This window comes from Salinimicrobium profundisediminis, assembly GCF_026241755.1.
GTDB classification, from domain to species: domain Bacteria; phylum Bacteroidota; class Bacteroidia; order Flavobacteriales; family Flavobacteriaceae; genus Salinimicrobium; species Salinimicrobium profundisediminis.
The window spans coordinates 58,735-84,135 of record NZ_JAPJDA010000018.1 but is presented as its reverse complement, the minus strand read 5'-3'; the positions used below and the strand labels follow the sequence as shown (position 1 = coordinate 84,135).

The 25,401-nt window shown below is 40.6% G+C and carries 20 protein-coding genes, 1 tRNA gene and 1 pseudogene; 9 read left to right on the top strand and 13 right to left on the bottom strand.

Annotation, left to right across the window (positions count from 1 at the left end):
- Nucleotides 1–2: 2 nt before the first annotated feature.
- Entirely contained in the window at nucleotides 3–416 is a 414-nt protein-coding gene (locus OQ279_RS12015; protein ID WP_266070173.1) for a YtxH domain-containing protein, read from the bottom strand.
- 127 nt (nucleotides 417–543) lie between these two features.
- A complete protein-coding gene (locus OQ279_RS12010; RefSeq protein ID WP_266070172.1) occupies nucleotides 544–2,226 on the bottom strand; it encodes a glutamine--tRNA ligase/YqeY domain fusion protein in 1,683 nt (560 codons plus the stop codon).
- A gap of 108 nt (nucleotides 2,227–2,334) precedes the next feature.
- Here OQ279_RS12010 and folB point away from each other — a divergent pair, with 108 nt between their 5' ends.
- A complete protein-coding gene (gene folB, locus OQ279_RS12005; protein ID WP_266070171.1) occupies nucleotides 2,335–2,691 on the top strand; it encodes a dihydroneopterin aldolase in 357 nt (118 codons plus the stop codon).
- An 82-nt stretch (nucleotides 2,692–2,773) separates the two neighbouring features.
- A tRNA-Cys gene (locus tag OQ279_RS12000) sits at nucleotides 2,774–2,847 on the top strand.
- A gap of 776 nt (nucleotides 2,848–3,623) precedes the next feature.
- On the opposite strand, the gene OQ279_RS11995 is transcribed toward OQ279_RS12000, so the two are convergent.
- The 3 genes from OQ279_RS11995 to rnr are packed head-to-tail and all read right to left on the bottom strand — an operon-like array spanning nucleotide 3,624 to nucleotide 7,252.
- The gene (locus OQ279_RS11995; RefSeq protein ID WP_266070170.1) at nucleotides 3,624–4,337 is read right to left on the bottom strand and encodes a LysE family translocator; all 714 of its coding nucleotides are present in this window, start codon (nucleotides 4,335–4,337) and stop codon (nucleotides 3,624–3,626) included.
- 40 nt (nucleotides 4,338–4,377) lie between these two features.
- Nucleotides 4,378–5,067: a head GIN domain-containing protein gene (locus tag OQ279_RS11990; RefSeq protein WP_266070169.1), complete on the bottom strand. Its 690-nt coding sequence runs from the start codon at nucleotides 5,065–5,067 to the stop codon at nucleotides 4,378–4,380.
- Nucleotides 5,045–7,252, bottom strand: coding sequence for a ribonuclease R (gene rnr, locus OQ279_RS11985; protein ID WP_266070168.1), 2,208 nt, complete (start codon nucleotides 7,250–7,252; stop codon nucleotides 5,045–5,047). Before rnr ends, OQ279_RS11990 begins: the two co-directional genes overlap by 23 nt.
- A 370-nt stretch (nucleotides 7,253–7,622) precedes the next feature.
- Between rnr and OQ279_RS17915 the strand changes: the two genes are divergently transcribed.
- The 3 genes from OQ279_RS17915 to OQ279_RS11970 all read left to right on the top strand — a co-directional run bounded on the left by OQ279_RS17915 (nucleotide 7,623) and on the right by OQ279_RS11970 (nucleotide 9,259).
- The gene (locus tag OQ279_RS17915) at nucleotides 7,623–7,994 is read left to right on the top strand and encodes a putative signal transducing protein (RefSeq protein ID WP_306419787.1); all 372 of its coding nucleotides are present in this window, start codon (nucleotides 7,623–7,625) and stop codon (nucleotides 7,992–7,994) included.
- Nucleotides 7,995–8,387: 393 nt separating this feature from the next.
- The gene (gene rpiB / locus OQ279_RS11975) at nucleotides 8,388–8,819 is read left to right on the top strand and encodes a ribose 5-phosphate isomerase B (protein ID WP_266070167.1); all 432 of its coding nucleotides are present in this window, start codon (nucleotides 8,388–8,390) and stop codon (nucleotides 8,817–8,819) included.
- Entirely contained in the window at nucleotides 8,819–9,259 is a 441-nt protein-coding gene (locus tag OQ279_RS11970; protein WP_266070166.1) for a GNAT family N-acetyltransferase, read from the top strand. The genes rpiB and OQ279_RS11970 overlap by 1 nt, the downstream gene beginning before the upstream one ends.
- On the opposite strand, the gene OQ279_RS11965 is transcribed toward OQ279_RS11970, so the two are convergent.
- From OQ279_RS11965 to OQ279_RS11940, 6 genes are all read right to left on the bottom strand, one after another.
- On the bottom strand, nucleotides 9,256–10,890 hold the full coding sequence (locus OQ279_RS11965; RefSeq protein WP_266070165.1) for a S41 family peptidase: 1,635 nt from the start codon (nucleotides 10,888–10,890) through the stop codon (nucleotides 9,256–9,258). The genes OQ279_RS11970 and OQ279_RS11965 overlap by 4 nt on opposite strands.
- Nucleotides 10,871–11,269, bottom strand: coding sequence for a ribonuclease P protein component (rnpA, locus tag OQ279_RS11960; RefSeq protein WP_266070164.1), 399 nt, complete (start codon nucleotides 11,267–11,269; stop codon nucleotides 10,871–10,873). The genes OQ279_RS11965 and rnpA overlap by 20 nt, the downstream gene beginning before the upstream one ends.
- A gap of 422 nt (nucleotides 11,270–11,691) precedes the next feature.
- Nucleotides 11,692–13,524, bottom strand: a complete 1,833-nt coding sequence (locus tag OQ279_RS11955) for a M1 family metallopeptidase (RefSeq protein ID WP_266070163.1) — start codon at nucleotides 13,522–13,524, stop codon at nucleotides 11,692–11,694.
- Between the two features lie 6 nt (nucleotides 13,525–13,530).
- Nucleotides 13,531–15,210: a S8 family serine peptidase gene (locus OQ279_RS11950; protein ID WP_266070162.1), complete on the bottom strand. Its 1,680-nt coding sequence runs from the start codon at nucleotides 15,208–15,210 to the stop codon at nucleotides 13,531–13,533.
- A gap of 6 nt (nucleotides 15,211–15,216) precedes the next feature.
- Nucleotides 15,217–16,077 carry an MBL fold metallo-hydrolase gene (locus tag OQ279_RS11945; RefSeq protein WP_266070161.1) on the bottom strand — a complete coding sequence of 287 codons (861 nt, stop codon included), beginning with the start codon at nucleotides 16,075–16,077 and terminating at the stop codon, nucleotides 15,217–15,219.
- Nucleotides 16,078–16,112: 35 nt separating this feature from the next.
- Nucleotides 16,113–17,897, bottom strand: coding sequence for a cation:proton antiporter (locus OQ279_RS11940; protein ID WP_266070160.1), 1,785 nt, complete (start codon nucleotides 17,895–17,897; stop codon nucleotides 16,113–16,115).
- 161 nt (nucleotides 17,898–18,058) lie between these two features.
- On the opposite strand from OQ279_RS11940, the gene OQ279_RS11935 reads away from it, so the two are divergent.
- Nucleotides 18,059–20,086, top strand: a complete 2,028-nt coding sequence (locus OQ279_RS11935; protein WP_266070159.1) for a cation:proton antiporter — start codon at nucleotides 18,059–18,061, stop codon at nucleotides 20,084–20,086.
- A 101-nt stretch (nucleotides 20,087–20,187) separates the two neighbouring features.
- On the top strand, nucleotides 20,188–22,068 hold the full coding sequence (locus tag OQ279_RS11930; protein WP_266070158.1) for a cation:proton antiporter: 1,881 nt from the start codon (nucleotides 20,188–20,190) through the stop codon (nucleotides 22,066–22,068).
- Here OQ279_RS11930 and OQ279_RS11925 read toward each other — a convergent pair.
- Both OQ279_RS11925 and OQ279_RS11920 read right to left on the bottom strand, forming a co-directional pair.
- Complete coding sequence (locus OQ279_RS11925) at nucleotides 22,065–22,199, bottom strand: hypothetical protein (protein WP_266070157.1); 135 nt, start codon at nucleotides 22,197–22,199, stop codon at nucleotides 22,065–22,067. The genes OQ279_RS11930 and OQ279_RS11925 overlap by 4 nt on opposite strands.
- Before the next feature lie 90 nt (nucleotides 22,200–22,289).
- A complete protein-coding gene (locus OQ279_RS11920; protein WP_266070156.1) occupies nucleotides 22,290–23,159 on the bottom strand; it encodes an AraC family transcriptional regulator in 870 nt (289 codons plus the stop codon).
- 234 nt (nucleotides 23,160–23,393) lie between these two features.
- On the opposite strand from OQ279_RS11920, the pseudogene OQ279_RS11915 reads away from it, so the two are divergent.
- Both OQ279_RS11915 and OQ279_RS11910 read left to right on the top strand, forming a co-directional pair.
- Nucleotides 23,394–23,521 (top strand): annotated as a pseudogene (locus OQ279_RS11915) (SDR family oxidoreductase); the annotation flags it as partial.
- Nucleotides 23,522–25,312 (top strand): alpha-L-fucosidase, encoded by a 1,791-nt coding sequence (locus tag OQ279_RS11910; protein WP_266070155.1) that lies wholly within the window; start codon nucleotides 23,522–23,524, stop codon nucleotides 25,310–25,312. It abuts the pseudogene before it with no gap.
- Nucleotides 25,313–25,401 lie beyond the last annotated feature (89 nt).

Genomic DNA, 25,401 nt, shown 5'->3' with positions numbered 1-25,401 from the left:
GCCTAGACTGCAGCATTACCTGTATTCTTATCTCCTTTGGAAGCTACGCTTTCTTCAATGTTAGCTTTATCATCTCCTCCACCTTTGCGATCTTTCTGAAATTTGGCATTTTGCCTTTTCAGTTCATCAAGCTTTGATTCAAGGCTGCTAAGGATCTCATCTGCTTTATAGCTGGCTGAAGACAGGGTTTCATCCAGTCTCTGCTCAAAATCTGATTTTGCTTTTTTGGCTTTTTGACTGAGATTTGAAGAGGTCTCACGATATCGCTTGTTTAAATCATCCTGCGTTTTTCTTGCATTCTCCCCAAGCTTTCTCCTGGTTTCCTCTCCACTTTCAGGCGCATATAACATTCCAAGGCCGGCTCCAATTGCTGCCCCGGTTAGCAATGCTAAAAATGTACTTCCTGATTTTGCCATGATATTGTTGATTATTAAGATTAATACTACAACCAAATATACTTTAATGTGAGCTGTAGCGCTGTTAATAACCGGTTAATATCCAAAATCCAATGCTAAAATATTCTTAATTGGAGAGATACCTCTTCTAATTGCCATTTTTGCCACCCCATGAATCCCTCAAGGTTACCGTACGGTTGAACACAGGTGCCTCTTTGGTACTCTCTTTATCTACGTTAAAATATCCTAACCTTTGGAACTGAAACCTGTCTCCTGGTTCCACATCACTTAGGCTGGGTTCAAGATAAGCAGTAATGGTTTCAAGAGATTCTGGATTGAGAAAATCAAGGAAATCTTTGTCTTTATCGGCATCTGGAGATTCCACGTTAAATAACCTGTCATAAAGCCTCACTTCAGCTTTAACCGCATGTTTGGCCGATACCCAGTGCAGCGTTCCCTTTACTTTGCGCATAGATTCTTCGGTACCGCTTCCGCTTCGGCTTTGAGGGTCGTAAGTACAGTGAATTTCCACAATTTCTCCGGCATCATTCTTTACAACGCTTTCCCCTTTGATGATATATGCATTCTTAAGCCTCACTTCTTTTCCAAGCGTAAGCCTGAAGAACTTTCGGTTAGCTTCTTCCTTGAAATCTTCCTGTTCTATATATAATTCTCTTGAAAATGGAACTTGTCTTGAACCTGCAGTCTCATCTTCAGGATTATTTTCGGCTTCCAGCCACTCTTCCTCCCCTTCAGGATAGTTGGTGATAACCAGTTTTACAGGATCAAGCACAGCCATAACACGAGGGGCAGTCTTGTTGAGATCTTCCCTTATACAGAATTCAAGCAGGGAAACATCAATGATATTCTCCCTTTTTGCAATCCCTATGGTCTCTGCAAACTTGCGGATAGACCCGGGAGTATAACCTCTTCTTCTAAGACCTGAAATAGTGGGCATTCTTGGGTCATCCCATGATTTCACGATGCCTTTCTCTACCAGGTGCAGCAGTTTTCGCTTGCTCACAATGGTATGACTCAGGTTACGACGGGCAAATTCGCGCTGCTTAGGTTTAAAATCTTCTGAAGAACTCACCTTTTCAAGGAACCAGTTATAAAGTTCACGGTGCGGTAAAAACTCAAGTGTACAAAAAGAATGAGAAACCGATTCTATAAAATCGCTTTGCCCGTGAGCCCAGTCGTACATTGGGTAGATCATCCAGTCATTGCCGGTGCGGTGGTGTTTGCGGTGCAACGTACGGTACATCACAGGGTCGCGCATCAGCATATTTTTGGCTGCCATATCAATCTTTGCCCTAAGCACATGCTCGCCCTCTTTGGTCTCCCCGTCTTTCATCTTCTGAAAAAGCTCCAGGTTCTCCTCTACCGAACGATCGCGGTAGGGGCTGTTCTTTCCGGGTTGGGTAGGGGTTCCTTTTTGTTCAGCAATAGCTTCAGAAGGTTGACTGTCTACATAGGCATCGCCAGATTTTATCATACTTACCGCCCAGTCATAAAGCTGTTGAAAATAATCGGATGCATAACATTCTTTTGCCCATTTAAAACCAAGCCACTCCACATCACGCTTAATGGCGTCTACATACTCCTGCTCTTCTTTAATGGGGTTTGTATCATCAAACCTAAGGTTTACCGGCGCATTGTACTTCTCTCCCAGCCCAAAATTGAGGCAAATAGACGAAGCGTGGCCAATATGAAGATAACCATTGGGTTCGGGCGGAAACCTGAATTGCAGATCTTCCTTTTTATAATCGTTGTTTAGATCTTCTTCTATGATTTGCTCAATGAAATTGAGCGATCTTTTTTCTTCAGCCATAGTTTACAGTTCAACTTTAAGGGGAACAAAATTACAGAAAATAAACATCAATTCCGCTGCTGTACCGCTGTCTTCTTAATTGTTGCTATCTTCGCAAAAAATACAGTTTTGGGAAGTATAAAACTCAGAAATATTAAAGTTTTCGCCTATCACGGCTGTCTCGAAGAAGAAGGCCAGATAGGCAGTGATTACAGGGTAGATCTTAAAGTTAACGGAGACCTCTCTCTTTCGGCTAAAACCGATGCCCTTAAAGACACCATAGATTACGTTCACCTTAACAAGATCGTGAAGGAAGAGATGGCCATTCGTTCAAAGTTACTGGAAACAGTAGCCGAAAGGATCATCAACCGCGTGCTCAACGAGCTGCTCATTGTTCAAAAAGTGAGGATAGATGTTTCAAAAATCAACCCTCCAATAGGCGGAAATGTGGCTATGGTAACGGTAAGAAGAAGTAAAAGCCGATAATTTGCCAATAATTTTCAAAGCCTGCCAAAAGCATAGGCCTGAAAAAAGAATTTTTATTACATTTGCCTTCCGTAAATAAAACGGCATCGTGGCCGAGTGGCTAGGCAGAGCTCTGCAAAAGCTTGTACAGCGGTTCGAATCCGCTCGATGCCTCCAAAAAAGCTCCTTTCAAGGGGCTTTTTTTATGCTCAAAATTAAAATTGCCTTTAGTCTGCTTCTTTAAAGGCTAAAAGTGGCAATTTGCCCGGCATTACCTCTCAAAAATGACCTTTTGAACTGGTGATTTTCCAGAGAAAAGTTCATCTTCAAAAATGCCATTTTTGACACCTTACCAAACTCCGGCGATAAAAAGGAACCTCTAATTTTCTCTATTTCTGAAGTTTTCTGCGGAAGTATTAAAAATCTTCAGCTGAAAGAACTATTTAAATAGGCTATTTCTGAAAGTAAATGGCATAATTTACTTCGGAAGGAATTCAAAATGCATTTATAATCTACTTCCGAAGAAATATTTATAATTCACTTCAAATTTGATTGCCAACGCCTGAAGTTTCGGAAATATTACCACTCAAAAATGATCTTTTGAACAGGTGATTTTCCAGAGAAAAGTTCATCTTCAAAAATGCCATTTTTGACACCTTACAAAACTCTTTCTATAAAAAGAAACCTCTGATTTTCTCTATTTCTGAAGTTTTCTTCGGAAGTACCAAAAATCTTCAGCTGGAAGAACTAGATAAATCGGCTACCTCTGAAAGTTAATAGCATATTTTACTTCGGAAGGAATTCAAAATGTATATAAATCTACTTCCGAAGAAATATTTATAATTCACTTCTAATTTGATTGTCAACGCCTGAAGTTTCAGAAATATTACCTCTCAAAAATGGCATTTTAGGAAGGCTTCTAATCTCTTAAATAAAATTTTGATATGGAATTGCTACTCCTGCTCGAAGTACTGAATGTATGCGCCAGATTCCGGGGTGATGCTGTCAATTTGATCCTGAAGTTGGGTTAATTCATCTGGAACAAGGCCCTGGGCGATTAAAAATACCCCGAAAATCACCAGAATAATGCTGATCACCTTCTTAACGTTGTAGATACGATTGGGCGTGAGCTTGCGGTTGAGCTTTTTGGCAGCAAGGATCTTGAAAATGTCAATAATGAAATAGGTTCCTAAAATGGAGCTGAAAAAAACGACCATTCGGTCGGTTTCCATTTCCATTTGCGGCCCAAAAATGATGATAAGCCCCAACCAAAACCCCAGGACGCCAATATTAATAAAGTTAAGCAGAAAGCCTTTTGCAGCAAGTCCCAGGTAATCCCTTTTATTGAGTTTTTGTATTTCGGGGACTTCTTCGTGCTCAAGCACCCTGCGGTTTTGAACAAACTGAATTATGCCATAAGTGACTAGAATGCCACCCCCAAAAATAAAAAGAGCCGGATCATCTTTAATCCGGTTCAATAGTTTTGTGGTACTTAAATAAGCGATTAACAGAAAGATAATATCGGCACAAATCACTCCCAAATCGAAGGAAATTGCCGCTCTAAAGCCTTTAATAGCTGCAGTTTCCAGGAGTACGAAAAATACCGGTCCCAGTAAAAAAGCAAGAAAAAAGCCTAAAGGTATTGCAGCCAATATATCCTGAAACATTCAAATCTTTTAGTTTCACAAAGATAGAACTTTACTTCACTTATAAAATTTTTCCGCCCAGGCTGGTTTTTTTGTCTACTTCAGCAGGGTTTCCAAATATCTCTACAGTGCCGCCAAGTTTGGCTGTAGCCTTCACATAATCTGATGCATGAACTTCGGCTCTACCGGCAGTACCGGCTTTAACTTCGGTGTTTTGGGTACGCAGATCCCTTCCGTAGTAATGCCCCCCGGTATTGACCTCCACAACCTGTTCTTTTGCCTTGCCATCAAGGGTAACTATTCCTCCGGAAATAGATTTTACATTGACTTTTTGAGCGTTTACCTGTGCAGCCTGAATATCGGCTGCTTCCTGGCTTCGGAAGGTGAGCTCCCGCCCTTTTATTTCTCCCGAAACCCTTACCAGGGAACCTTCATTGGCATCTACAGTGCTTAAATCTTTGGTGTAAAGCGTAATTTTGGTATTGTTCTTAGACCAGATATTGTCTAAAGAAAGGCGGATTTCCAACCTGTCTTCAACGATCTCAAACTTCACATCATTCTTGCTGTGACCGGTAATGACAATTTCATTTTTGGCAGCAGGAATGATCTCTACTTCTACGGCATTGAATGTTTTTACTTCAGCAAAATTCCCCAGCTTCTCCTTTACATCCTGCGCAAGGAGAGACATGCTAAAGAAAATCATGAAAAATGGCAGTAATATTCCTGTTTTAGTCTTGCTTTTCAACTTCATCTTTGGTTCCAATTAAATTAAAGTCTAAATGCCTTTTTACAAGATCGGCATTTTTAACTGTAACATATACTTCGTCACCCAGCTGGTAAACCTTCTTTGTATTTCGGCCAATAATAGCGTATTGCTCCTGATCAAAATCAAAATGATCTTCCCTGATATCACGCAGTCTCACCATGCCCTCACATTTATTAGACATGATTTCAACGTAGATCCCCCACTCGGTAACTCCTGAAATAACGCCCAGGAACTCCTCGTCATTGTGATCTTGCATGAATTTTATTTGCATATACTTGATGGAATCGCGCTCTGCACTGGTTGCCAGACCTTCCATGTTACTGCTGTGTTGGCATTTAGATTCGTATTCTTCTTCGGGTGCCGACTTACCATCGTCAAGATAGTGTTGGAGCAACCTGTGGGCCATAACATCTGGATACCTCCTAATTGGCGAAGTAAAATGGGAATAATGACTAAAGGCAAGCCCGTAGTGCCCAATATTTTCGGTACTGTAATAGGCCTTACTCATGGTCCTAATAGTAAGGGTGTCTACAAGGTTTTGCTCTTTGGTTCCCTGTACATCTTGCAGCAGATTATTGAGGGACTGCGATATTTGTTTTTGATCTTTAAGGTTGAGCTTGTGGCCAAATTTGCTCACCAGCGATTGCAGGGCAGCAAGTTTATCATCATCGGGTTCATCATGACAACGATAGACAAAGGTCTTTTTAGGTTTCTGTTTTCCAATAAATTCAGCCACTTTTTTATTGGCCAGCAACATGAATTCCTCAATGAGTTTATTGGCTTCTTTAGAAGTTTTAAAGAACACGCCAACAGGTTCATTTTTGTCATCGAGTTCAAATTTCACCTCTACTTTATCGAAAGAAATTGCTCCATCTCCCAATCTCTTTTTGCGCATCACTTCGGCGATCTGGTTCATTTTAAGAACGGCCGAAACTATAGCATCATCGGTCCTATAACTTTCACCGGTAATGGAAATTTCCGCAGGAATATCACCCCCGGTAGTTTCAATGATGTACTGCGCCTCTTCATAGGCAAATCGCGCATCTGAATAAGTTACCGTTCTGCCAAACCACTGGTCTTTGACCACGCCTTTATCGGTCAATTCAAAAACAGCCGAAAATGTATATTTTTCCTCATTTGGTCGCAGCGAACAGGCGTTGTTGGATAAGATTTCAGGTAACATGGGTACTACCCTGTCAACCAGATACACCGAAGTTGCCCGGTTAAAAGCTTCTTCATCGAGTATGGTTCCCGGCTGCACGTAGTGAGAGACATCGGCAATATGGATTCCTATCTCGTAGTTGCCATTCTCTAATTGCTGAAAGCTTAAAGCATCATCAAAATCTTTTGCATCTTTAGGGTCAATAGTGAAAGTAAGAACTTCACGCATATCCCTTCTTTTCTTTATCTCGTCTTCCTGAATGCTGGTATCTATCCCCTGGGCAAAATCTTCCACTTCTTGCGGAAATTCATGCGGAAGCCCGTATTGTGCAAGTATCGAATGAATTTCGGTATGATGCTCTCCCGGTTTTCCAAGAACCTGCACTACATGACCAAAAGGAGAATCGGCTTTTTCGGGCCATTCATCCATTTCAACCACTACCTTATCCCCGTTCTTTGCTTCACCAATTTTGTTCTTCTGAACAAAAATATCAGTGTACATTTTACCATCCTGAATGGCCACAAATCCGAAGTTCTCCTGCAGCTGTAAAACTCCTACAAATCTTGTTTTCTTCCGGTTAAGGATCGCGGTGATCTCTCCTTCAGATTTTTTGTTGCGGCGACGTTTGTAGACATAGATCTCAACTTCGTCACCGTCAAAAGCTTTATTGATATTATTGGAAGGGATAAAAACATCTTCATTCAGCTCCTCTACCACCACATAACCACTGCCTTTAGCAGTCATGTCAAGTATGCCACGGTAGCGGTCAACATCGCTGTTAATGCGATAACGGCCTCTGTCTACCTCTTCAATTTTTTTCTTTGCAGCCAATTGAGATAAAGATCGAATGATCTTATTCCTGCTGGAAGCATCATCTACACCCAGTTTTGCTGCTATTTGTTTATAGTTAAAATCCTTCCCCGATTCCTTTCGCATTATCCCCAGAATTCTTTGGGTTGCACTTTCGAGGCTGGTACTTTTATTATTTTTGTATTTCTTTTTACTCATTTCAAAATTTAAGCTATAAAATTAAGCCTTATAATTTATATCTCCCTTGAATTTATAGTAATTTCAATTCACAAGAAGGAATCATTCACAATAAGATAATCTATTGATAAGAAAAAATTAACATTTAAAACTCAGATATCTTAAAATTATATTAATTTTGTTGGTGTCGAATATTTATGTTCAGCATATCACTCAATGAATAAATCAACCAAAATAACTGTAGTTTTTATCCTGATTTTTGTGATTGGTGTTCTCACTTTTGTCGCCTCCATAAACCGCACATTAAATACGCCGGTTCCAGGTTCTTTTCCTGGAAAAATTTCTTCCACTTTCCACTAGAAAGTAATATCTTAATAGCAATGACTTTGCTATGACCAATTTCATCACTCTTGCGATCTTTACCTATCGCCATGAATACGCAATTCTCAAGTTGCTACTCCAGCAGGAAGGTATTGAACATTTCTTTCAAAACGAGACTATGCTTGACGTCTTCCCTTTATACTCTACCGCCCTGGGCGGAATTCACCTCAAAATCCACCCACTAGACGTAGATCGCGCCCGGGAGATCATAGACAGGTTCAATTCAGGATCCTGCTCCTTTAAAGATCGTTTAGTTGTCAACAGTTATAATAGTATTTATATTTTCTTCTTTTTTAAAAAAATTAAAATGATGGAGTATTATAGTCTGTTGATATGTACAATAACTTTTTCTGAAGTTTTTTGGATTTGTGGTCAGCAGTAGTGAGGTAACAAGTTATGAACAGCAGCAGCTACAGGTAAGCCCCTGATTACTACTGAAATTTTACTTTTTCTTAACAACTGTTCATAATGAAATGTGAATTTAATCATTTAATAACTTTCCCTTAATCTAATGTTCAGAAGTGAATTTTGACTGCTGAAAACTTCCCGGGAAAAAGTGAGTTTAAAATTTCCATGTCTCGGTAATTCTTTCATATTCGATTTTTAGCTGAACAATCCAAATTTCGTTTTGATTTTTTCGTCTCCATTTATAAACAAATTATGAACTTTTATAAAGGCTTAGTTTTAAAGATCTTGTAACATTTAATTAACAAACGCTAAAATAGAAGTTGATAACTCAAATTTTTACCTTTGTGGCTCATCAAACCTGCCTCTTATGAAAATATCTATTGGAAATGACCACGCCGGTACTACATATAAAACCGCTGTTGTTGATTACCTGAAATCAAGAAATATTGAAGTGATCAATCACGGTACCGATTCTGAAGAAAGTGTAGATTATCCCGATTTTGTTCATCCAGTAGCCCAGGATGTGGAGAATAAAACAGTTGATTTTGGGATCATCATCTGTGGGAGCGGTAATGGGGCCAATATGACTGCAAACAAGCATCAGTCGGTTCGTTCGGCGCTTTGCTGGATCAAAGAGATCGCTGCCCTGGCAAGAGAACACAACAACGCAAATATACTTAGTATCCCTGCGCGATATACTTCAAAAGAACAGGCTGTTGAGATGGTGCAGGTGTTTCTTGATACCGAATTTGAAGGTGGCCGTCACAGCCGTCGTGTAGAAAAGATTGCCTGTAAATAATGGAGTTAAAAATTGCCACTTTTGAAGACCTGACTACGCATGAGTTGTATCAAATCCTGCAACTTAGGTCTGAAGTTTTTGTGGTGGAACAAAATTGTGTTTACCAGGATATTGATGGAAAAGATCAAAAAGCCCTGCATGTGCTGGGCTTTGACGGAAAAGATCTCGTAGCCTACACCCGACTCTTTGCTCCAGGTATTTACTTTAAAGAGGCTGCAATAGGCCGTGTGCTGGTCAAAGAAACTCATCGTGGAAAAAACTATGCTCACCAAATCCTCACAGCTTCTATAAAAGCTATTGAAGCGCAATACAGCACCAAAAAAATTAAATTATCTGCTCAAACTTACCTGACCAAATTCTACGAAAGTCACGGGTTTCAACAAACAGGGGAAGGATATCTTGAAGATGGCATCCCTCACATAGGCATGATAAAGAATTAACCTTTTAGAATGTTCTGATATTGAGCTTTATCCTGAAGAATTTCCTTTGCCTTCAGGATTTCAGGATTTTTCTTTACATAGTATTCATAAAGCCCTTCTTTGTAGAAATACCGCTTGATGATCTCTTCTGAAATAAGGCTCATGATCTCAGCTTTTTTGTTGTTTAGAGCCTGTTCCTTTGAAGTTGAAATTGCCTCTTCTATACTTTTCAACGCTGCTGAAAGATCTTGTTGATAACCTTCTTTTTTGGCAGCATCAATAACATCCTGCAGTTCTTCTTCTGTAGCCGTCTGGTATTCAAATCCCACGGTATTTAGATACGCTTTAAAATCTGAAAAATCTTTTTCTGTAAAGCTGAAGTCTTCAGGAGAATTCAAATTATGAGTGTAATAGTAGTTTGTTGCGTAATCAAAAATGGCATTTTCGAACAGTAATGCATTTGTAACATCACTAAATTCCGAAGTTTCCAGTTTAATATCGGGTGATATACCGCCGCCGTCATAGACTTTTCTTCCATTCCGGGTTTTGAATTCGTTGTAATCTTTTTCCGAATAACGCACTGCATTCCCTTCTTCATCGCGGTGACGATAATCGAGTGCCTGTATGCAACGGCCGCTGGGCGTGTAATATCTTGAGATAGTAACCTTTAGTTGAGTGCCGTAAGTGAGGTCTTTGGGCCGCTGTACAAGGCCTTTACCAAAGCTGCGGGCTCCAATGACCACCGCGCGGTCTAAATCCTGCAATGCACCTGCAACGATCTCGCTGGCAGAGGCACTGCGGCCGTTAATCAATACCGCCAGGGGAATTTCCGGATCTATAGCTTTTTTGGTTGTTGAAAACGTCTGATTATACTTTTCAACTGCCGATTTTGTACTGGTGATCAACTCTCCCTGTGGCACAAAAATGTTGGTCACGTTAATAGCTTCAGAAAGTAATCCGCCGGGATTTCCACGCAGGTCAAGAATGATCTTTTCTGCCCCCTGCTCTTTTAGTTCTTTTAAAGCGTTCACCGTTTCGGCCGAAGCGTTGCGGTTAAACTGAGAAAGCACAATGTACCCGGTCTTATCTTCCAGTAGCTCATAAAAGGGTACGGCTTTGATCTCAACAGCACCACGGGTAAGGGTGGTAGTTTTGGTTTCTCCCTGGCGAATAAAAGTGAGTTCTACCTTAGAATTTGGTGCACCTTTGAGCAATTCTCCCGCATCTTCGCTAAAATTTTCAACAGAAATATTCCCAATCTTTATAATTTCATCTCCGGCTTTTAAACCGGCTTTATCGGCAGGGTAATCTTTATAAGGCTCTAAAATGACAATTTTATCGGCCTTTATGCCTACTGTGGCACCTATGCCGGTGTATTCTCCCGCATTGTCTATCCTGGCCGCCTGCACTTCCTGTTCATTCCAGTAATGGGTATAAGGATCAAGATCTTCAAGCATCGCGTTTATGGCGGTATCCATCAATTCTGCAGGATTGGTCTCATCCACATAGTTCATGTTGAGTTCTTTGAACAACGTGGTGAAAATCTCCAACTGTTTGGCGATCTCAAAGAAATCTGACTTATAACTTACTGTAGTAAATAGCAGCACCGGAAGGGCTGCAAAAAATGCTATTTTAGAGAGGGTCTTTTTCATGTTCCTTCATTTTTTCCTGCGCCACAAATCTTTTCAGAAGTTCTTCGCCGTTGCGCGATAAATCGGCATAACTCCATACTTCACGCCCGGTATAGATCAACATTACCGCATAATTATGGGCTAAATTACTGGTAACAAGATACTTATTTTTTCTAAAAACCTCCCGCATGAGCCGCTTAATTTTGATTCTGTCAACCGCGCGTTTAAAGTTTCTCTTAGAAACTGAAACCCCTACCTTATTTACCTTTTCTGAAGGGTTTTGAAGCCGGGTGTACACCAAAAGCAAGGGATATTTTTTGACCGTTTGGCCTTCAGCAAAAAGTTTATCAATAAGAACTTTGCTCTTTAATTTTTCCTTCTTTCCGAAGCTTTCATCCATGAGGTAAAATTATCATTTATAAATCAATGTTGTCCGATTAAATATATCAAACAGGAGCTAAAGCCAAGAATTCACCAATAATTCAGTTTATTTAAAGGTATAAAAGGATGGTTTTTAGTTTCTGAATATTTAGGAACTTTATTGAAACAGAATATTGTTATTTATTAGTTGGTTGGGTAAAGTCCTGGCTCCTAGTTCCTGGTTCTTGCAATGAAGCTATCTTTACTCTTTCCCCGGACAATAACCTTTATATAAAAAAGTATTTAACAAAGAATCTCAGGGTCTAAACCTATGAAATAAAAAAAGAGGCCGTTTAAAGCCTCTTTTTCTTTAACCCGAATATATTTCAGGTGTATTTAATTCTGAATGTCATTCTCTTCAGTGGTAAAAATACCTGTCAAAAATGGCATTTTTGGAACCTCTTATTGTTGTGGTTTCGGGTAAACATTATTTTTCCTATTCACATCGGCCATCATCTGGCTGCTGTCAATCTCAATAGAAGAAACTTCAGATTTTGGCTTATTCAGCATAAAAGAATAGGTAGGATAAGCCCACGCCCAGTCTTCTTGTGTCTGATTTTCATCAAATCCTGGTTTTTCCCAGCGCATCATTTGCAACGGAATATAGATCTCTTCGGAAGTACCGTCGTTATAGTTCACTTGCAGCTCAACAGGCATAGGCATTTCACCATTTCTAATGAGCACAACCCTGGTTTGATCGCCTTCCTCTTCTACCGCCTGAATGGCGTAGTCAATAACGTTTGTAGTGCGCGTCCAATCGGTTAAATACCAATCTAGCTCTGCACCCGAAACCTTCTCGGCAACCCTAATAAAATCATTGGGTGTTGGATGTTTGAATTTCCACTCATCGTAATACCTTTTTAAGGTCTTCTGAAGGTTTTCTTTACCAATAACATAACCTAACTGCGAAAGAAAAACTGAGCCTTTTGAATAGGCCGTTGCACCATAAGCTGCATTGTACGTATATCTGTCGGCATGGGTGGTTTGTGGCTGCTCTGCGCCCGAAGTTGCCAAACGGGTATAGCTTCTGTAAGAGCCTTCAAAAGGATTTTCCTGATTCTGGTCCATTACTTCGTTCATGGCAAGATCAGAAATGTAGCTTGTGAAGCCTTCATCCATCCATTCGTGCTTGCTCTCGTTGGTAGCCAGCAGGTGCTGGAACCAGGCGTGGGCAAGTTCGTGAGCGGTCACGCCTACAAGGCTTCCAAAATTCCTTTCGCCGGTAATAAGGGTGAGCATGGCATATTCCATTCCGCCATCTCCTCCCTGGATCACAGAATACTGTGGCCACGGGTAAGGCCCTATGTGCTCATTAAAGTACAAAAGGAGTTCCTCGGTTTTTGACTGCAGGTTCTTCCAGTTCTCCTTAATTTCGGGCTTGTTTTTATAAAGGAAGTGCAGCACGGTACCATCGGCAGCCGTTCTTTTGTCATGAATATATTCAGGATCGGCAGCCCAGGCAAAATCGAGCACATCTTCAGCAACGAAATGCCAGGTAAGTTTATCAGCTTTTTTTCTCTTTACTTTTACACCTTCGTCCTGATAGCCATACCCAATTTCATTGGCATTTTGAAGGATTCCTGAAGCACCAAGAATGTAGTCTTTATCAATATTGATCTTTACATCATAGTCTCCCCATACCCCATGCCATTCACGGCCAATGTAAGGATCGGCATGCCATCCTTCAAAGTCGTATTCGGCCATTTTTGGGAACCACTGCACCATAGAAAGAGCCACACCTTCGCTGCTGTTTCTTCCTGCACGACGGATTTGTTCGGGAACCTGTCCTGCAAATTTTAGTGAAAAAATCACGGTTTCTCCGGGTAATATTGGTTCGGCAAGTTCTACTTCCAAAACCGTTCCCACCTCTTCAAACTGAAGAGATTTCCCATTCATGGTAAGGGTATTTACACGCAGGTAACCCTGTTGTGCAGGAGTTAAATTCGCAATTCTTGCTCCTACACGAGGATCTGGATCTGCGATGGTTCGCGAACGGATATCCATTTCACTTCCGGGTTGAAAAGCGTTATAAAACAGGTGATAAAATACCCTTTTTAGCGTATCGGGAGAGTTGTTGGTATATTCGAGATCCTGCTCCCCGGTGTACTGGAAGTTGTCAACATTCATGTCAACATCCATCTTGTAGTTGGCTTCCTGTTGCCAGTAAGAGGTACTATTCTGGGCAGTTACTGCCAGGCATGATAAAAATGCCAGTGTCAATATTCCTTTCTTCATTCGTGCTTATTTTGATAATTTATCTGCCAGGATTAGGGCGTTATAAAGGTTAACCATTTTTCCTGAAGTTGATAATTGATTAAATTTCATTGTATTTGACGGGTCTCCGCCAATAATTACAGTGGCATTGCTGGTAAGGCCACTTTCCATGATCACTCTTTTAACCTGATCATCGGTCAATTTTGGATAAAAAGAACGTATCACAGCTGCAACGCCGGCTACTGCAGGTGCTGCCATAGAAGTTCCCTGTAGGTACTCATACTCGTTATTTGGCGTAGTAGACCAGATCTTTGTTCCTGGTGCAAATACATCAACATTGGTCTTACCATAGTTAGAGAAACCTGCAATAAGGCCAGATCCATATTCATAATTAAGAGCTCCTACAGTAAGGAAGTTATCTGAAATCTCACTTGGATTTTCAGGATCCTGATCATTTGGATAAACCGCATTTTCGTCAAGGTTTAATCCTTCATTTCCGGCGGCGTTCACAATAAGTACATCGTTATCATCGGCGTACTTTATAGCATCTCTTACCCATTGTGGGTGGGTAGAGAAATATTTTCCGAAGCTGGTGTTGATGATGCTGGCACCATTATCTACAGCATAGCGAATGGCAAGAGCAATATCTTTGTCATACTCATCTCCATCAGGCACGGCTCTAAGTACCATGATCTCTACATTGTTGGCAACCCCGTTAAGACCAATTTTATTGTCTCTTTCAGCAGCAATAATACCTGCCACGTGGGTACCGTGTTTAAGGTCTTCTTTATCTGGTGTTGGGCCCATTACATTTGCATTTCCGTAGTCGGTATCTGTGATATCATCAACATCGTCACCTACCGCGGCACGGGCATCAAGGTCTAGATTGAAGTGAGAAGAAAGCCTGCCGTCAAAGTAGTCTATAGCCTCCTGCAGTTGTGAAATTGCATCTGGGATAGTACCTTTAACATTGCTCATTACCTGGCTCAAGAAGCCTTTGTACTGCTGCATTTCTTCGGAAGTTGCTTCCATATTTCTCAACTCTTCCAAAGTGTAATCTTCTTTGCCGATTTTAGCAGATACCGCCTCATGAGATACCTTTAGCTGTTGCACAATACCTTCGTACTGGTTCTTCATGCCAAGCGTCTCGTTGTATTCTTTGTCATACTCGGCTTTTGCACGCTGATAAAGCTCAAATTCTTCCTGATTTTCGGGCTTTACAGCACCTGCAGGTATGCTGCTGTACTTAGATTTCAGCTTTTTGTAGATCCTGGTATATTCAAGATTTTCTTCTACTGCATCACCAAGAAAGTTCCACCCGTGAATGTCGTCAACATAACCGTTGTTATCGTCATCGCGATTGTTGTTGGGTTTTTCGTCTTCATTGGTCCAAATCACCCCGTCAAGATCTTCGTGTTCTATATCAACACCACTGTCAATAACGGCTACAATGACTTTTTTGCCTTTGTTGTTCTTGATGATCTCGCTGTAAGCTTTTTGCACGCTCATACCCGGAATGGTATCTGAAACAAGATCGGCTCCACCCCAGCCTTTTAGTTCAACGTCTGTAAGTTCAGAAACCTTTAGCGGCGTTTCATCAATATTTTCAATAGGCGTAGAAACAATTGCGGGAGCCGAGCTGCCACATGCTGCCAGAATAGCGGCCATTCCGGCTGCCAAAAAAGGCCTGTAAATTGGGATCTTCATAATTTTCTAATTAAATATTTCGTTAAATGTATATACTTCGTCTAATCGTACTCCTTTTTCGGTTTGCTTTACTTTTATCACCTTGTTATGGGCATCGTGTTCCAGAAAAAGATAAAAATCTTCTTTGGCAGCCGTTTCCAGGAATGTCTTCTTTTCAGGAAGCGTAAGTAAAGGCCTGGTATCATATCCCATAACAAAAGGCAATGGAATGTGACCCGCGGTTGGCAAAAGATCGGCCGTAAATACCAGCGTTTTTCCCTGGTACTTGATGTGGGGGATCATCTGCTTATCGGTATGACCATCTACAAAAAGAATTCCAAAATCGAGTTCAGAATTTTCCTGATATGCTCCTCCCTGTCTTTCAATGAATTTCAACTGGCCACTTTCTTCCATGGGAAGTATGTTCTCCTTCAGAAAAGAAGCTTTCTCCCGGGCGTTAGGCTGGGTTGCCCACTGCCAGTGTTCTTTATTGGACCAGAAAGTGGCATTTTTGAATGCCGGTTCATAACCGCTACGGTCTTTATTCCATTGTATGCTTCCGCCGCAATGATCAAAGTGCAGGTGCGTCATAAAAACATCGGTGACATCATCTCTTGTAAACCCGTGTTTCTTCAGGGATTTATCAATGCTGTCATCTCCCCAGAGATAGTAGTAGCCAAAGAATTTCTCATTTTGCTTATCTCCCATCCCGGTATCGATAAGTGTAAGCCGGTCACCATCTTCAATGAGCAGACAGGTGGCGGCAATATCGATCATGTTATTTGAATCTGCCGGATTGGTTTTATTCCAGATAGATTTTGGTACCACACCAAACATGGCACCTCCATCCAGCTTAAAATTACCGGCTTCAATAGGATATATTTTCATGAATTTTTAGGTGATTTTAGGGTTCCTGAATAAATTCACTGTAAATATATTATTTTTTCACCGGGACTTATGGTGTCGTGGAAGTGGAAAGGTCGCTTCTGGCCTTCGGGATTAATAATTAAAATAGGCAGAAAATCTTTTTGCTGCTTTTTTTGTTCTTTAATCCATTGCCGGGTAGACATTTCCTCTTCTATAAGAATTTCATGCTCTGCTGCACTGTTGCTACTCAATTTATATGTCCACGGATCAAGTTTTGTCTTTGCGGCAAACATTGACGAAGCGTCTATCCTGTCAAGAAGATCTACGCCCGCACCAGATTCTTTGGGATCCATGAGCACAATTTTCTTCGGAATATAGAAGGAATCGTTGGCCAGTTGTGCTGCCAGCAGATTGATCTCACTGTTGGCGGTGAGCGCAATAAAAGTGCCTTTGTCTATGGCATGTGCCTGTTCCATAGTCTCTTCTTTCAGAATGTTTCCAAAAATGGCATTTAAACCTTCATTTTTTGCCAGCTCTACCATGTCGCGGTTAGAATCTACAAGAGTAACGTCGTTTTCTTTTGCGAGGTGCTTAGCCAGATGTATTCCCAACGGATTTGCGCCCAGGATAAGAAAGCCTTTCCTGGATTCCTGATGGATAAGTTCCCCCCGATTTTTGAGCCATTTTGTGGTCCAGGTAAGGAAGACCGGAACTGTAAGGGTGGTGAAAATAGCCATAAAGACGAGGATGGAGAAGATTTCAGCAGAAATGATACCCATTTCAAGTCCAATACCTGCAATAATAATTTCTACTGCGCCCCTACCGTTCATTCCCGTTCCTACAGTAAGACCTTCGCGCCAGCCGTAGCCACTGGGCAGGTAGAACAAAGCAGTTCCTCCAATTTTCCCAATCATGGCTACTAAAGTTACTGCGATAAGCATCCAAAGATCGGTTTGAAAAATGTCTAGCGTAACGTTAAATCCTGCGGAAACAAAAAATATAGGTGCTAAAAACCCGATAGATACATCGTGAAAGATGTCATTGATCTCTTTGGAAATCTGCCTGTTAAAAACTCCGTCCCTTATGAAAAGCCCGGCCATAAACGCTCCAAGAATGCTGTGAAGTCCTGCAAGTTCGGCAAGTTCGGCAAAACCAAATACGATGATTAAAATAAGGGTAAAATGCAGGGTACGGTCTTTAATCTTAGCACGGCTAAGGGTTTTTCCCAAAAGAGGCAGAAGATAGATTCCTCCCACAGCAGTAAATATGAAGAACAAAATAGCCTTACCTGCTACCCATGTGAGGCCAAGAGTATCAATATTCCCTACATCTACAAAACTCATTAGTCCTGCAAAAATGATGAGGGCGAGCGTATCTGAGATCAAGGCTCCAGCCATCAAAACATATGCAATACGGGTGTTGAGTAGCTTCAGGTCTACCAGGATACGACTTTTTGTAGCCAGCGAGGTCACACCTACAGCAATGGCTACGAAAAGGGCAGCCATTTGAGTTCCGTCAAAGAGGATGATGGTGTAATAGCCCAGGCCAAAGGGCACAACAAAGCCTCCAATAGCTGCCAGGAGCCCCGGCCAGGAAGCTTTCCCGAGATCCCTAAAGTTGATCTCCATACCAATGTATACCATGAGCAGGATAATCCCAACTTCGGCCAGAATGCTTATCATTTCGGAGGTTTCGAGCATTCCTAAAACTGCCGGACCTAAAATAATACCTATCACCAGTTCTCCTAAAATGGCAGGATAGCCCAGTTTTTTTGCAGCGGCACCACCCACCCATGCTCCGGCGAGGATTATAAGTAGATTGAAAATATTGAATTCTTCCATAAGCCGATATTTTAGTGTGGGTTTAACTCAATAAAAAGGAAACTTCAAAACAATGAAGCTGATCGATTCTGTCAAAAATCACTTAAAAATAGCATTTTTTGCAGGAATTTTATTTTAAGAGTGACAATATCTACTACATTTAAATCCTTTACTGGAAATATATGAAAGAATTCCTCGAGTTGCTGAAACATGAATTTGAATTGCCGCTATCCAATCCGGTGCTGGTTTTTTCGCTTATCCTGCTTATAATCCTCATTTCTCCCATTGTATTACGGCGCCTGAATATTCCCGGGATCATCATCCTTATTGTTTCAGGGATTGTTATTGGCCCCTATGGTGTAGGAATCCTGGAACAAAGTGCTGCTATAGATCTATTTTCTACCATAGGCTTGCTTTACATCATGTTTATTGCGGGTCTTGAACTCGACATGAACCAGTTTAAAGCAAACCGGAATAAAAGTTTTCTCTTCGGATTTTTCACGTTTAGCATTCCCCTGGGAATAGGCTTCCCTGTTTGTTATTTTCTTCTGAATTACGATTTCAACGCCAGTTTTTTAACGGCCAGTATGTTTGCTACCCACACCCTGCTCACATATCCCATAGTGAGTAAACTGAAGGTATCAAAGAACGAAGCTGTGGCGATCACTGTAGGTGGAACTATACTTACAGATACTGCGGTACTTATTGTACTTGCAATAATTATGGGAAACCATGAAGGCACCCTCAATGCTGCATTTTGGCAACGGCTGGGGATCTCCCTCGCAATTTTTTCGGTCATTATGTTCTTTCTTGTACCCCGAATAGCCAAATGGTTCTTTACAAGCATGGAAAATGAAAAGCATTCCCACTACATATTTGTGCTTACTGTCGTGTTTATATCGGCGTTTCTAGCCGAACTGGCGGGAGTGGAACCCATTATAGGAGCCTTTCTTGCAGGTTTGGCCCTAAACAGGCTAATCCCCCATTCTTCGGCACTTATGAACAGGGTAGAATTCATCGGGAATTCCCTGTTCATCCCTTTTTTCCTGATAAGTGTAGGGATGCTGGTAGATATTAGTGTAATCTTTAGTGGGCCTATGGCGCTATTGGTGGCAGGGACCCTAACGGTAGTAGCTGTTTTAGGAAAGTGGCTTGCCTCCTTCCTCACTCAAATCACCTTCAAATATTCGGCGGCTCAGAGAAAGGTCATTTTTGGGTTGAGCAGCGGGCATGCTGCGGCGACCCTTGCCGTGATCATTGTGGGTTTCAACGCAGGGATCATAGATGAAAATATTTTAAACGGTACAATTATCCTCATCCTGGCCACCTCTATAGTTGCCACTCTTGCCACACAAAGGGCGGCAGGTAAACTGAAAGCTGAATCTGATAAAGATCTCTCAAAAGAGGTAAAAAACGCCGAAGCTTTTAAAAATGAAACCATCTTACTGCCTATTGCCAATATTCTGAATTTTGACAAGTTGCTTGAGTTCGCAATCCTGATCAAGGATAAGGCGTCTCCCAATCCCATTTCTATACTTTCGGTAGTGCCCAATAATGCCGAAGCAGAAATTAATATTGCCCGTGCTACCAATAAACTTGAAGATTTTGTTTCACAGGCATCTGCCGCCGAAGCTGAAGTTACCATACATGCTACCATAGATCACAATGTTGCGCATGGAATTGCCAGAAAGGCAAGGGAAATCATTGCCGATCTTGTCATTTTTGGATGGCCTTCAGAAAAAGGGCTTATCGATAAACTTATTGGCAAAAAGATGGAGCGCATTATTGCTGCCAACAATAAAACTTCCTTTATTACTCACTTTAGCAGGCCACTTGCCACCCATAAGCGGTTGTTTTTAGTTGTACCGGCACTTGCCGAAGAGGAAGAAGGTTTCTCTTTATGGGTAAGCAAGATAGAAGTGCTCTCTAAAGAGCTTAGTGTCCCGGTGGTGATCTATTGCAACGAGGTGTCAAAAATGGCAATTTCAGAGCAGTTTAAAAAAATGAAGAGCGATTCTCCTGTGACCTATAAGATCTTCAAGGAGTGGAACGATTTTCTCATTTTGGGCAGGGACATGCAGGAAGAGGATATTGTGGTGCTGGTTTCGGCCAGAAAAGGGTCAAAATCCTTTCAGAATGTACTAAGCGGTATTCCTGCCAAACTGGAAAAATATTTCTTTGACAAGAGCCGTATTATTATTTTTCCTTAGCTTCTTCCGAAGAAACAAAACGTACTGAATCACAGAGATTCTGCAGTTAACGCATAAAAAGTTAACTTTATGGCTAATTTCTATACAAAAGTAAATAACACATGTTAGAACTAGCAGGCTTAGTTATCCTGGGAATACTGGCGCAGTGGGTTGCCTGGAAAACAAAGACACCGGCAATTCTTCCGCTTATACTTATAGGCCTTTTTGTAGGCCCTTTTTCCACACTAATTTCCCATGACGGAACAAAGTGGCTCGAGCCTATTTGGAATGGGGAAGAAGGCGTATTTCCCGGAGAGAGCTTATTTTATTTCGTTTCTCTGGCTATTGCGGTCATTCTTTTTGAAGGAGGACTTACCTTAAGGCGTGGCGAGGTGGGAAATATTGGTCCCGTTATCGTGAAGCTGATAAGTGTGGGGGTTGTAGTTACCTTTTTTGGCGCCGGGCTTGCAGCACATTTTATATACGGGTTCTCGTGGCAAATATCTTTCCTGTTTTCGTCGCTTATTATAGTTACAGGACCTACGGTTATTGCACCTATTCTTCGGAATATTCCTCTTAAAACTCATGTTTCCTCCATCCTGAAATGGGAAGGAATTTTGATAGATCCTATTGGCGCACTGATTGCCGTTTTGATGTATGAATTTATTCGCGTTGAAGGTGGGCAGGATTTTACTATTACAGCGCTTACAGAATTCGGGAAGATCATTCTATTTGGTTTCACCTTTGGTTTCACCTTTGCTCATATCCTGGCCCTGCTTATAAAGCGGAACGTAATACCTCACTACCTGCTTAATGTTTTCACCCTGGCCACGGTACTTGGGGTATTTGTACTTGCCGATACATTTGCCCATGAAAGCGGACTTTTAGCAGTAGTGGTTATGGGAATGGTTATGGGTAACAAAAACCTGCCAAACATCAAGGAACTGCTTTATTTTAAAGAGTCTCTGAGCGTACTGCTCATTTCGATCCTATTCATTCTCCTTGCAGCAAATATCGAAATCTCTGACCTGTTACTTATTTACAACTGGAAAGCGGCTATGTTGTTTGGGGCAGTCGTGTTCATTGTACGGCCTATTGGGGTTATTCTTAGTTCCCTGGGTTCTAATCTTAAAGCCAATGAGATTGCCTTTATCAGCTGGGTTGGCCCCCGTGGTATTGTTGCGGCCGGTATTGCTTCCCTTTTTGGGCTTAAACTGGCCAGGGAAGGAGTTCCGGGAGCCGAATATATCACTCCGCTGGTCTTTATGGTAGTATTACTCTCTGTACTGCTCAATGCCACCACGGCGCGCATCTTTGCTAAACTGGTAGGTGTTTTTGTAAAAGACGCAGAGGGAATTCTCATTATTGGCGCATCTTCTGTTTCAAGGCTTATTGGTAAATACCTGCAAGACAATAATAGGCATGTGGTGCTGATGGATAACAATGGTGATAACGTAATGAAGGCGAAGGATCTGGGCCTTGATGCTATTGCAGGTAGTGTTTATGAAGACGATCTTTTCAACAATGTTGAGCTCAATGATGTTGGTTACCTCATGGCTATGACCGGGAACAGTGATATCAATAAAACTGCGATAAACAAGTTTACCAACCAGTATGGGGAAAAGGGCTCTTTCAGGCTTATTTCTTCGGATGAAATGAATGATCCGGAGACAAATCCTTCCGAAGGATTATTTTCTCACACCGATGATTATATTAAATTAACTGAAGTGGCCAGAAGCTATCCCACCATTCATGAGGTAGTACTCAACAGCAGGGCGCATTATGAAGGTTTACTGGAAATTTCTAAAACCGATCCCGACATTATTCCGCTTTTTGTAAAGACCGATACCGGCGAATTAAGGATTATCCCATCCCACAGTTCAGAAGTGGAAATTAACAGCGGATACCAATTGGTTTATTTAGGTAAAAAGATCAAGAAGGAAGAAGAAGAACAGGAAGAGAACTACGAAGAGACAGTAGAGAAATTTGAAAGCGAAAACTAACCTCTGTTGATCTCCTCCAGAAGCTCATCGGTTAATTCGAGGGTGAAGAGAAACTGATTGAAAGGAGAGGACTTATAATGAAGAATATTGATGTAGCCCGTAAGATGATTTAGGTCTTTGGATCTGCTCATGGGAGGGTGAGAGAAATGATAAGAAGATTTCTGAAGAAGTAACTTCCATTTATTCTTGAGAATTCATTATTTATATGCTTTTTCTCTTATTTATTCCTGATATAAGGCGTTGCTCTTCATAGCTTGATACTGGCTAGGGGAGACCTTGTTGATTTTTTTAAAGGTTCTATTAAAATAAGAAAGGCTGTTAAATCCTGACAGGTACGAAACTTCAGAAATTGTTTTTACGGGAGATGTCTCAAGTAATAATTTACAGGAGTAATTTATTCGAAACTCATTCAAGAAGGTAATAAACGGTTTGCCGGTACTCTTTTTAAAATATCTACAAAAAGCAGATTTATTCATACCAGATCTTTCTGCTACCTTGCCTAGGGTAATATCTTCTTTAAAATGCAGCATGATATATTCAACTGCATCATTCACTCTTTTTTCTGAAATTTTATAATAATTCAACCAGGTTAAACTTCCGAGGCTCGTATAGGTTTTATACCTGGATAATTTCAGTAAAATGTTAAGAACATTAAGAGCATTCTCGGAATGAGATTCACTGTCAATGTTGTCCAATATTTGCCGAATGTGAATATTTTCCGGCTGTCGGAATAGAACACCCCTTTTGCTTATTGTAACAATTTGTTTTAAAAAAGAAAATTCAGGCAAGTCTTTACTATTTCTGCTTAAAAAGGATTCATTAATATGAAAAACATAAGCTTTTGAAATTTTAGTATTTTCATTTGAATATTTACTATAGAACATATGAGGTACATTTTGTCCCAGAATAAAAATATCATCTTTTTTGTAATCCCCTATAAAATCGCCAGCATACAATGTGCCTTCTCCTTCAACAATATACACCAGTTCCAGCTCAGGGTGGTAATGCCATAGTTTGAGGAATTCCCTGGCCTCATGAACAGAAAATTTAATATTTCGGGTAAGATATTTATATAAAAATTGAAGTTTCATTGATTAAAATCACGGCTCTCGCCAATTTTTTATATAAATGAAATTAAAAAAAGAAGGATGTGCAAATATTGTTCAACACATTGTAAATATTGTTCACATATTTCGTTTTTATGGAGCTTATCTTTGAAATGATATTTTTAACTTATTATAATCTTTTTTGGAAAAAGCTGTAATTATATCTCCTAATGACAATGTAGCTGTTGCTTTTCAAAATATAAACTTTCTAAAACTTAACCTCTGGGAAGAATGGGAAATCCCGATGGGTAGCCGGCTTAACAGTTTAATTATGTTCTGATGAAGCTTCTCTTATCACCGGTACAAATTTCCCTATAAATGGAGGATTTATTAAATTTAATGGATAAATGAAAAGAATATTTACTTTTTTAAGCTTATTATTTTTTAGCTCAGTTATAGCTCAAACAACACATGAAGAGGCAAAAAGGGCAATTGAAGAGAGAAGTTTCCCCAACTGGTTTCAGGATGCCAAACTAGGCATTTTTATTCACTGGGGATTATATTCGGTTCCGGCTTATGGAGGAAAGGAAAGTTATTCTGAATGGTACCTGCGTGGTTTACAAATGAACGACAGCTTACGTACTAATTTTTTAAAAAAGACCTATGGAAGCGACTTTACCTATAATGATCTTACCAATGAATTTAAGGCCGAGCTATTTGATCCTGAAGAATGGGCAGATTTATTTAAAAGAGCGGGAGCTAAATATGTTGTTTTAGTCTCTAAACATCATGATGGGTACGCCCTTTGGCCAAGTAAGTATAACCGTAACTGGAATAGTGTAGATACAGGTCCCAAAAGAGACATAGTTGGAGAAGTTACAGAAGCAGTTAGAGATTCGGGACTTAAAATGGGGTTATATTATTCTTTACCAGAATGGAATCACCCACTGCATAGGTGGTACAGTGATCCTCACGACAGCATAAACACTTATGTGGAAACTTACATGATACCTCAATTCAAGGAGCTTGTAAGCACGTATAAACCTTCGTTAATTTTTGCGGATGGAGAATGGTATAATTCAGCCAAACAATGGTACTCTGCAGAGCTTATTAACTGGTATTATAATCTTGTTGGAGATGAGGCAATTGTAAACAACCGGTGGGGAAGCGGACTCGATGTGGGTTTTCTTACCCCTGAGTACAGTGCAGGAATCAAAGAAACCTCCAGGCCATGGGCTGAAGTTAGGGGTATAGGACGTTCTTTTGGACTCAACCGAAATGAAGACCTGGAGGCATATGGAACCTCTAAGGAACTTGTTGAGAAATTTGTTCAGGCTGTAGCTAATGGAGGAGGAATGATCTTGAATGTTGGTCCTGGAGCCGATGGTCAAATTCCATTAATACAGCAGGAGCGACTTGTACAACTAGGAAACTGGCTCGAAATAAACGGCGAGGCAATTTATGGAGCAGAAGCATTTGATATTACTGAAGAAGAGAAAGAGGTGCAAATTTCCAGGGTAGATGAGGTGATCAATTTTAATTGGGTACGTAACTCTCCATTAAAAGGAATTAGAGAAGATGATTTTTCCGTGAGGTGGGAAGGCTATCTTGTTGCTCCCAAAAATGGCAAATATAACATTGAATTAGATGCAGATGATGAAGCAATTCTGGAGCTTGATGAAAGAACAATTATAAATAACAATTACACAGCTCCAGATAAAGAGGCTGAAGTAATGAATGCAAATACCAGCTACTCAGAAAATGCAGTAGTTGATTTAAAGGCCGGGAAACCTTATAAACTGGTATTGAATTACAGAGAAAAGAAGCAGAATGCAAAGGTTACACTATCCTGGAGCAGTAAAGGAGGTGAGAAAGAAATTATTCCTGGTGATGCTTTCTACTTAGATCAGGAAAAGATTCAGCCAGGGTTACAGGGACAATACACTTCATTAAAAACACACATTGCTTACACTAAAAAGAACAACTCCCTGTATGCAATTAGTTTTGAATGGCCCGAGGATTCTTTACAACTAAATATTCCAAAGCCAAAACCAGGAGCTACAGTGAAAATGCTCGGTCTTGAAAGAGAACTTGACTGGAGCTACAAAAACAGTAAAATGTTTATTAACACCAGTGGAATTAAATATAATGAATTACCCTCCCATGATGCATGGACATTCAAAATAGATAATTACTAAAATATTTTAAATAAACTAATAAGATTTGGTGAAGCAGGAAAAGAAAAACCTGGAGTACTTTCGATCTACTTGTACTGTAACATCAATTG

Coding starts and splice junctions, on each gene's coding strand:
- OQ279_RS12015 (WP_266070173.1), bottom strand. CDS start 416: ATGGCAAAATCAGGAAGTACATTTTTAGCATTGCTAACCGGGGCAGCA.
- OQ279_RS12010 (WP_266070172.1), bottom strand. CDS start 2,226: ATGGCTGAAGAAAAAAGATCGCTCAATTTCATTGAGCAAATCATAGAA.
- OQ279_RS11995 (WP_266070170.1), bottom strand. CDS start 4,337: ATGTTTCAGGATATATTGGCTGCAATACCTTTAGGCTTTTTTCTTGCT.
- OQ279_RS11990 (WP_266070169.1), bottom strand. CDS start 5,067: ATGAAGTTGAAAAGCAAGACTAAAACAGGAATATTACTGCCATTTTTC.
- rnr (WP_266070168.1), bottom strand. CDS start 7,252: ATGAGTAAAAAGAAATACAAAAATAATAAAAGTACCAGCCTCGAAAGT.
- OQ279_RS17915 (WP_306419787.1), top strand. CDS start 7,623: ATGACCAATTTCATCACTCTTGCGATCTTTACCTATCGCCATGAATAC.
- rpiB (WP_266070167.1), top strand. CDS start 8,388: ATGAAAATATCTATTGGAAATGACCACGCCGGTACTACATATAAAACC.
- OQ279_RS11970 (WP_266070166.1), top strand. CDS start 8,819: ATGGAGTTAAAAATTGCCACTTTTGAAGACCTGACTACGCATGAGTTG.
- OQ279_RS11965 (WP_266070165.1), bottom strand. CDS start 10,890: ATGAAAAAGACCCTCTCTAAAATAGCATTTTTTGCAGCCCTTCCGGTG.
- rnpA (WP_266070164.1), bottom strand. CDS start 11,269: ATGGATGAAAGCTTCGGAAAGAAGGAAAAATTAAAGAGCAAAGTTCTT.
- OQ279_RS11955 (WP_266070163.1), bottom strand. CDS start 13,524: ATGAAGAAAGGAATATTGACACTGGCATTTTTATCATGCCTGGCAGTA.
- OQ279_RS11950 (WP_266070162.1), bottom strand. CDS start 15,210: ATGAAGATCCCAATTTACAGGCCTTTTTTGGCAGCCGGAATGGCCGCT.
- OQ279_RS11945 (WP_266070161.1), bottom strand. CDS start 16,077: ATGAAAATATATCCTATTGAAGCCGGTAATTTTAAGCTGGATGGAGGT.
- OQ279_RS11940 (WP_266070160.1), bottom strand. CDS start 17,897: ATGGAAGAATTCAATATTTTCAATCTACTTATAATCCTCGCCGGAGCA.
- OQ279_RS11935 (WP_266070159.1), top strand. CDS start 18,059: ATGAAAGAATTCCTCGAGTTGCTGAAACATGAATTTGAATTGCCGCTA.
- OQ279_RS11930 (WP_266070158.1), top strand. CDS start 20,188: ATGTTAGAACTAGCAGGCTTAGTTATCCTGGGAATACTGGCGCAGTGG.
- OQ279_RS11925 (WP_266070157.1), bottom strand. CDS start 22,199: ATGAGCAGATCCAAAGACCTAAATCATCTTACGGGCTACATCAATATT.
- OQ279_RS11920 (WP_266070156.1), bottom strand. CDS start 23,159: ATGAAACTTCAATTTTTATATAAATATCTTACCCGAAATATTAAATTT.
- OQ279_RS11910 (WP_266070155.1), top strand. CDS start 23,522: ATGAAAAGAATATTTACTTTTTTAAGCTTATTATTTTTTAGCTCAGTT.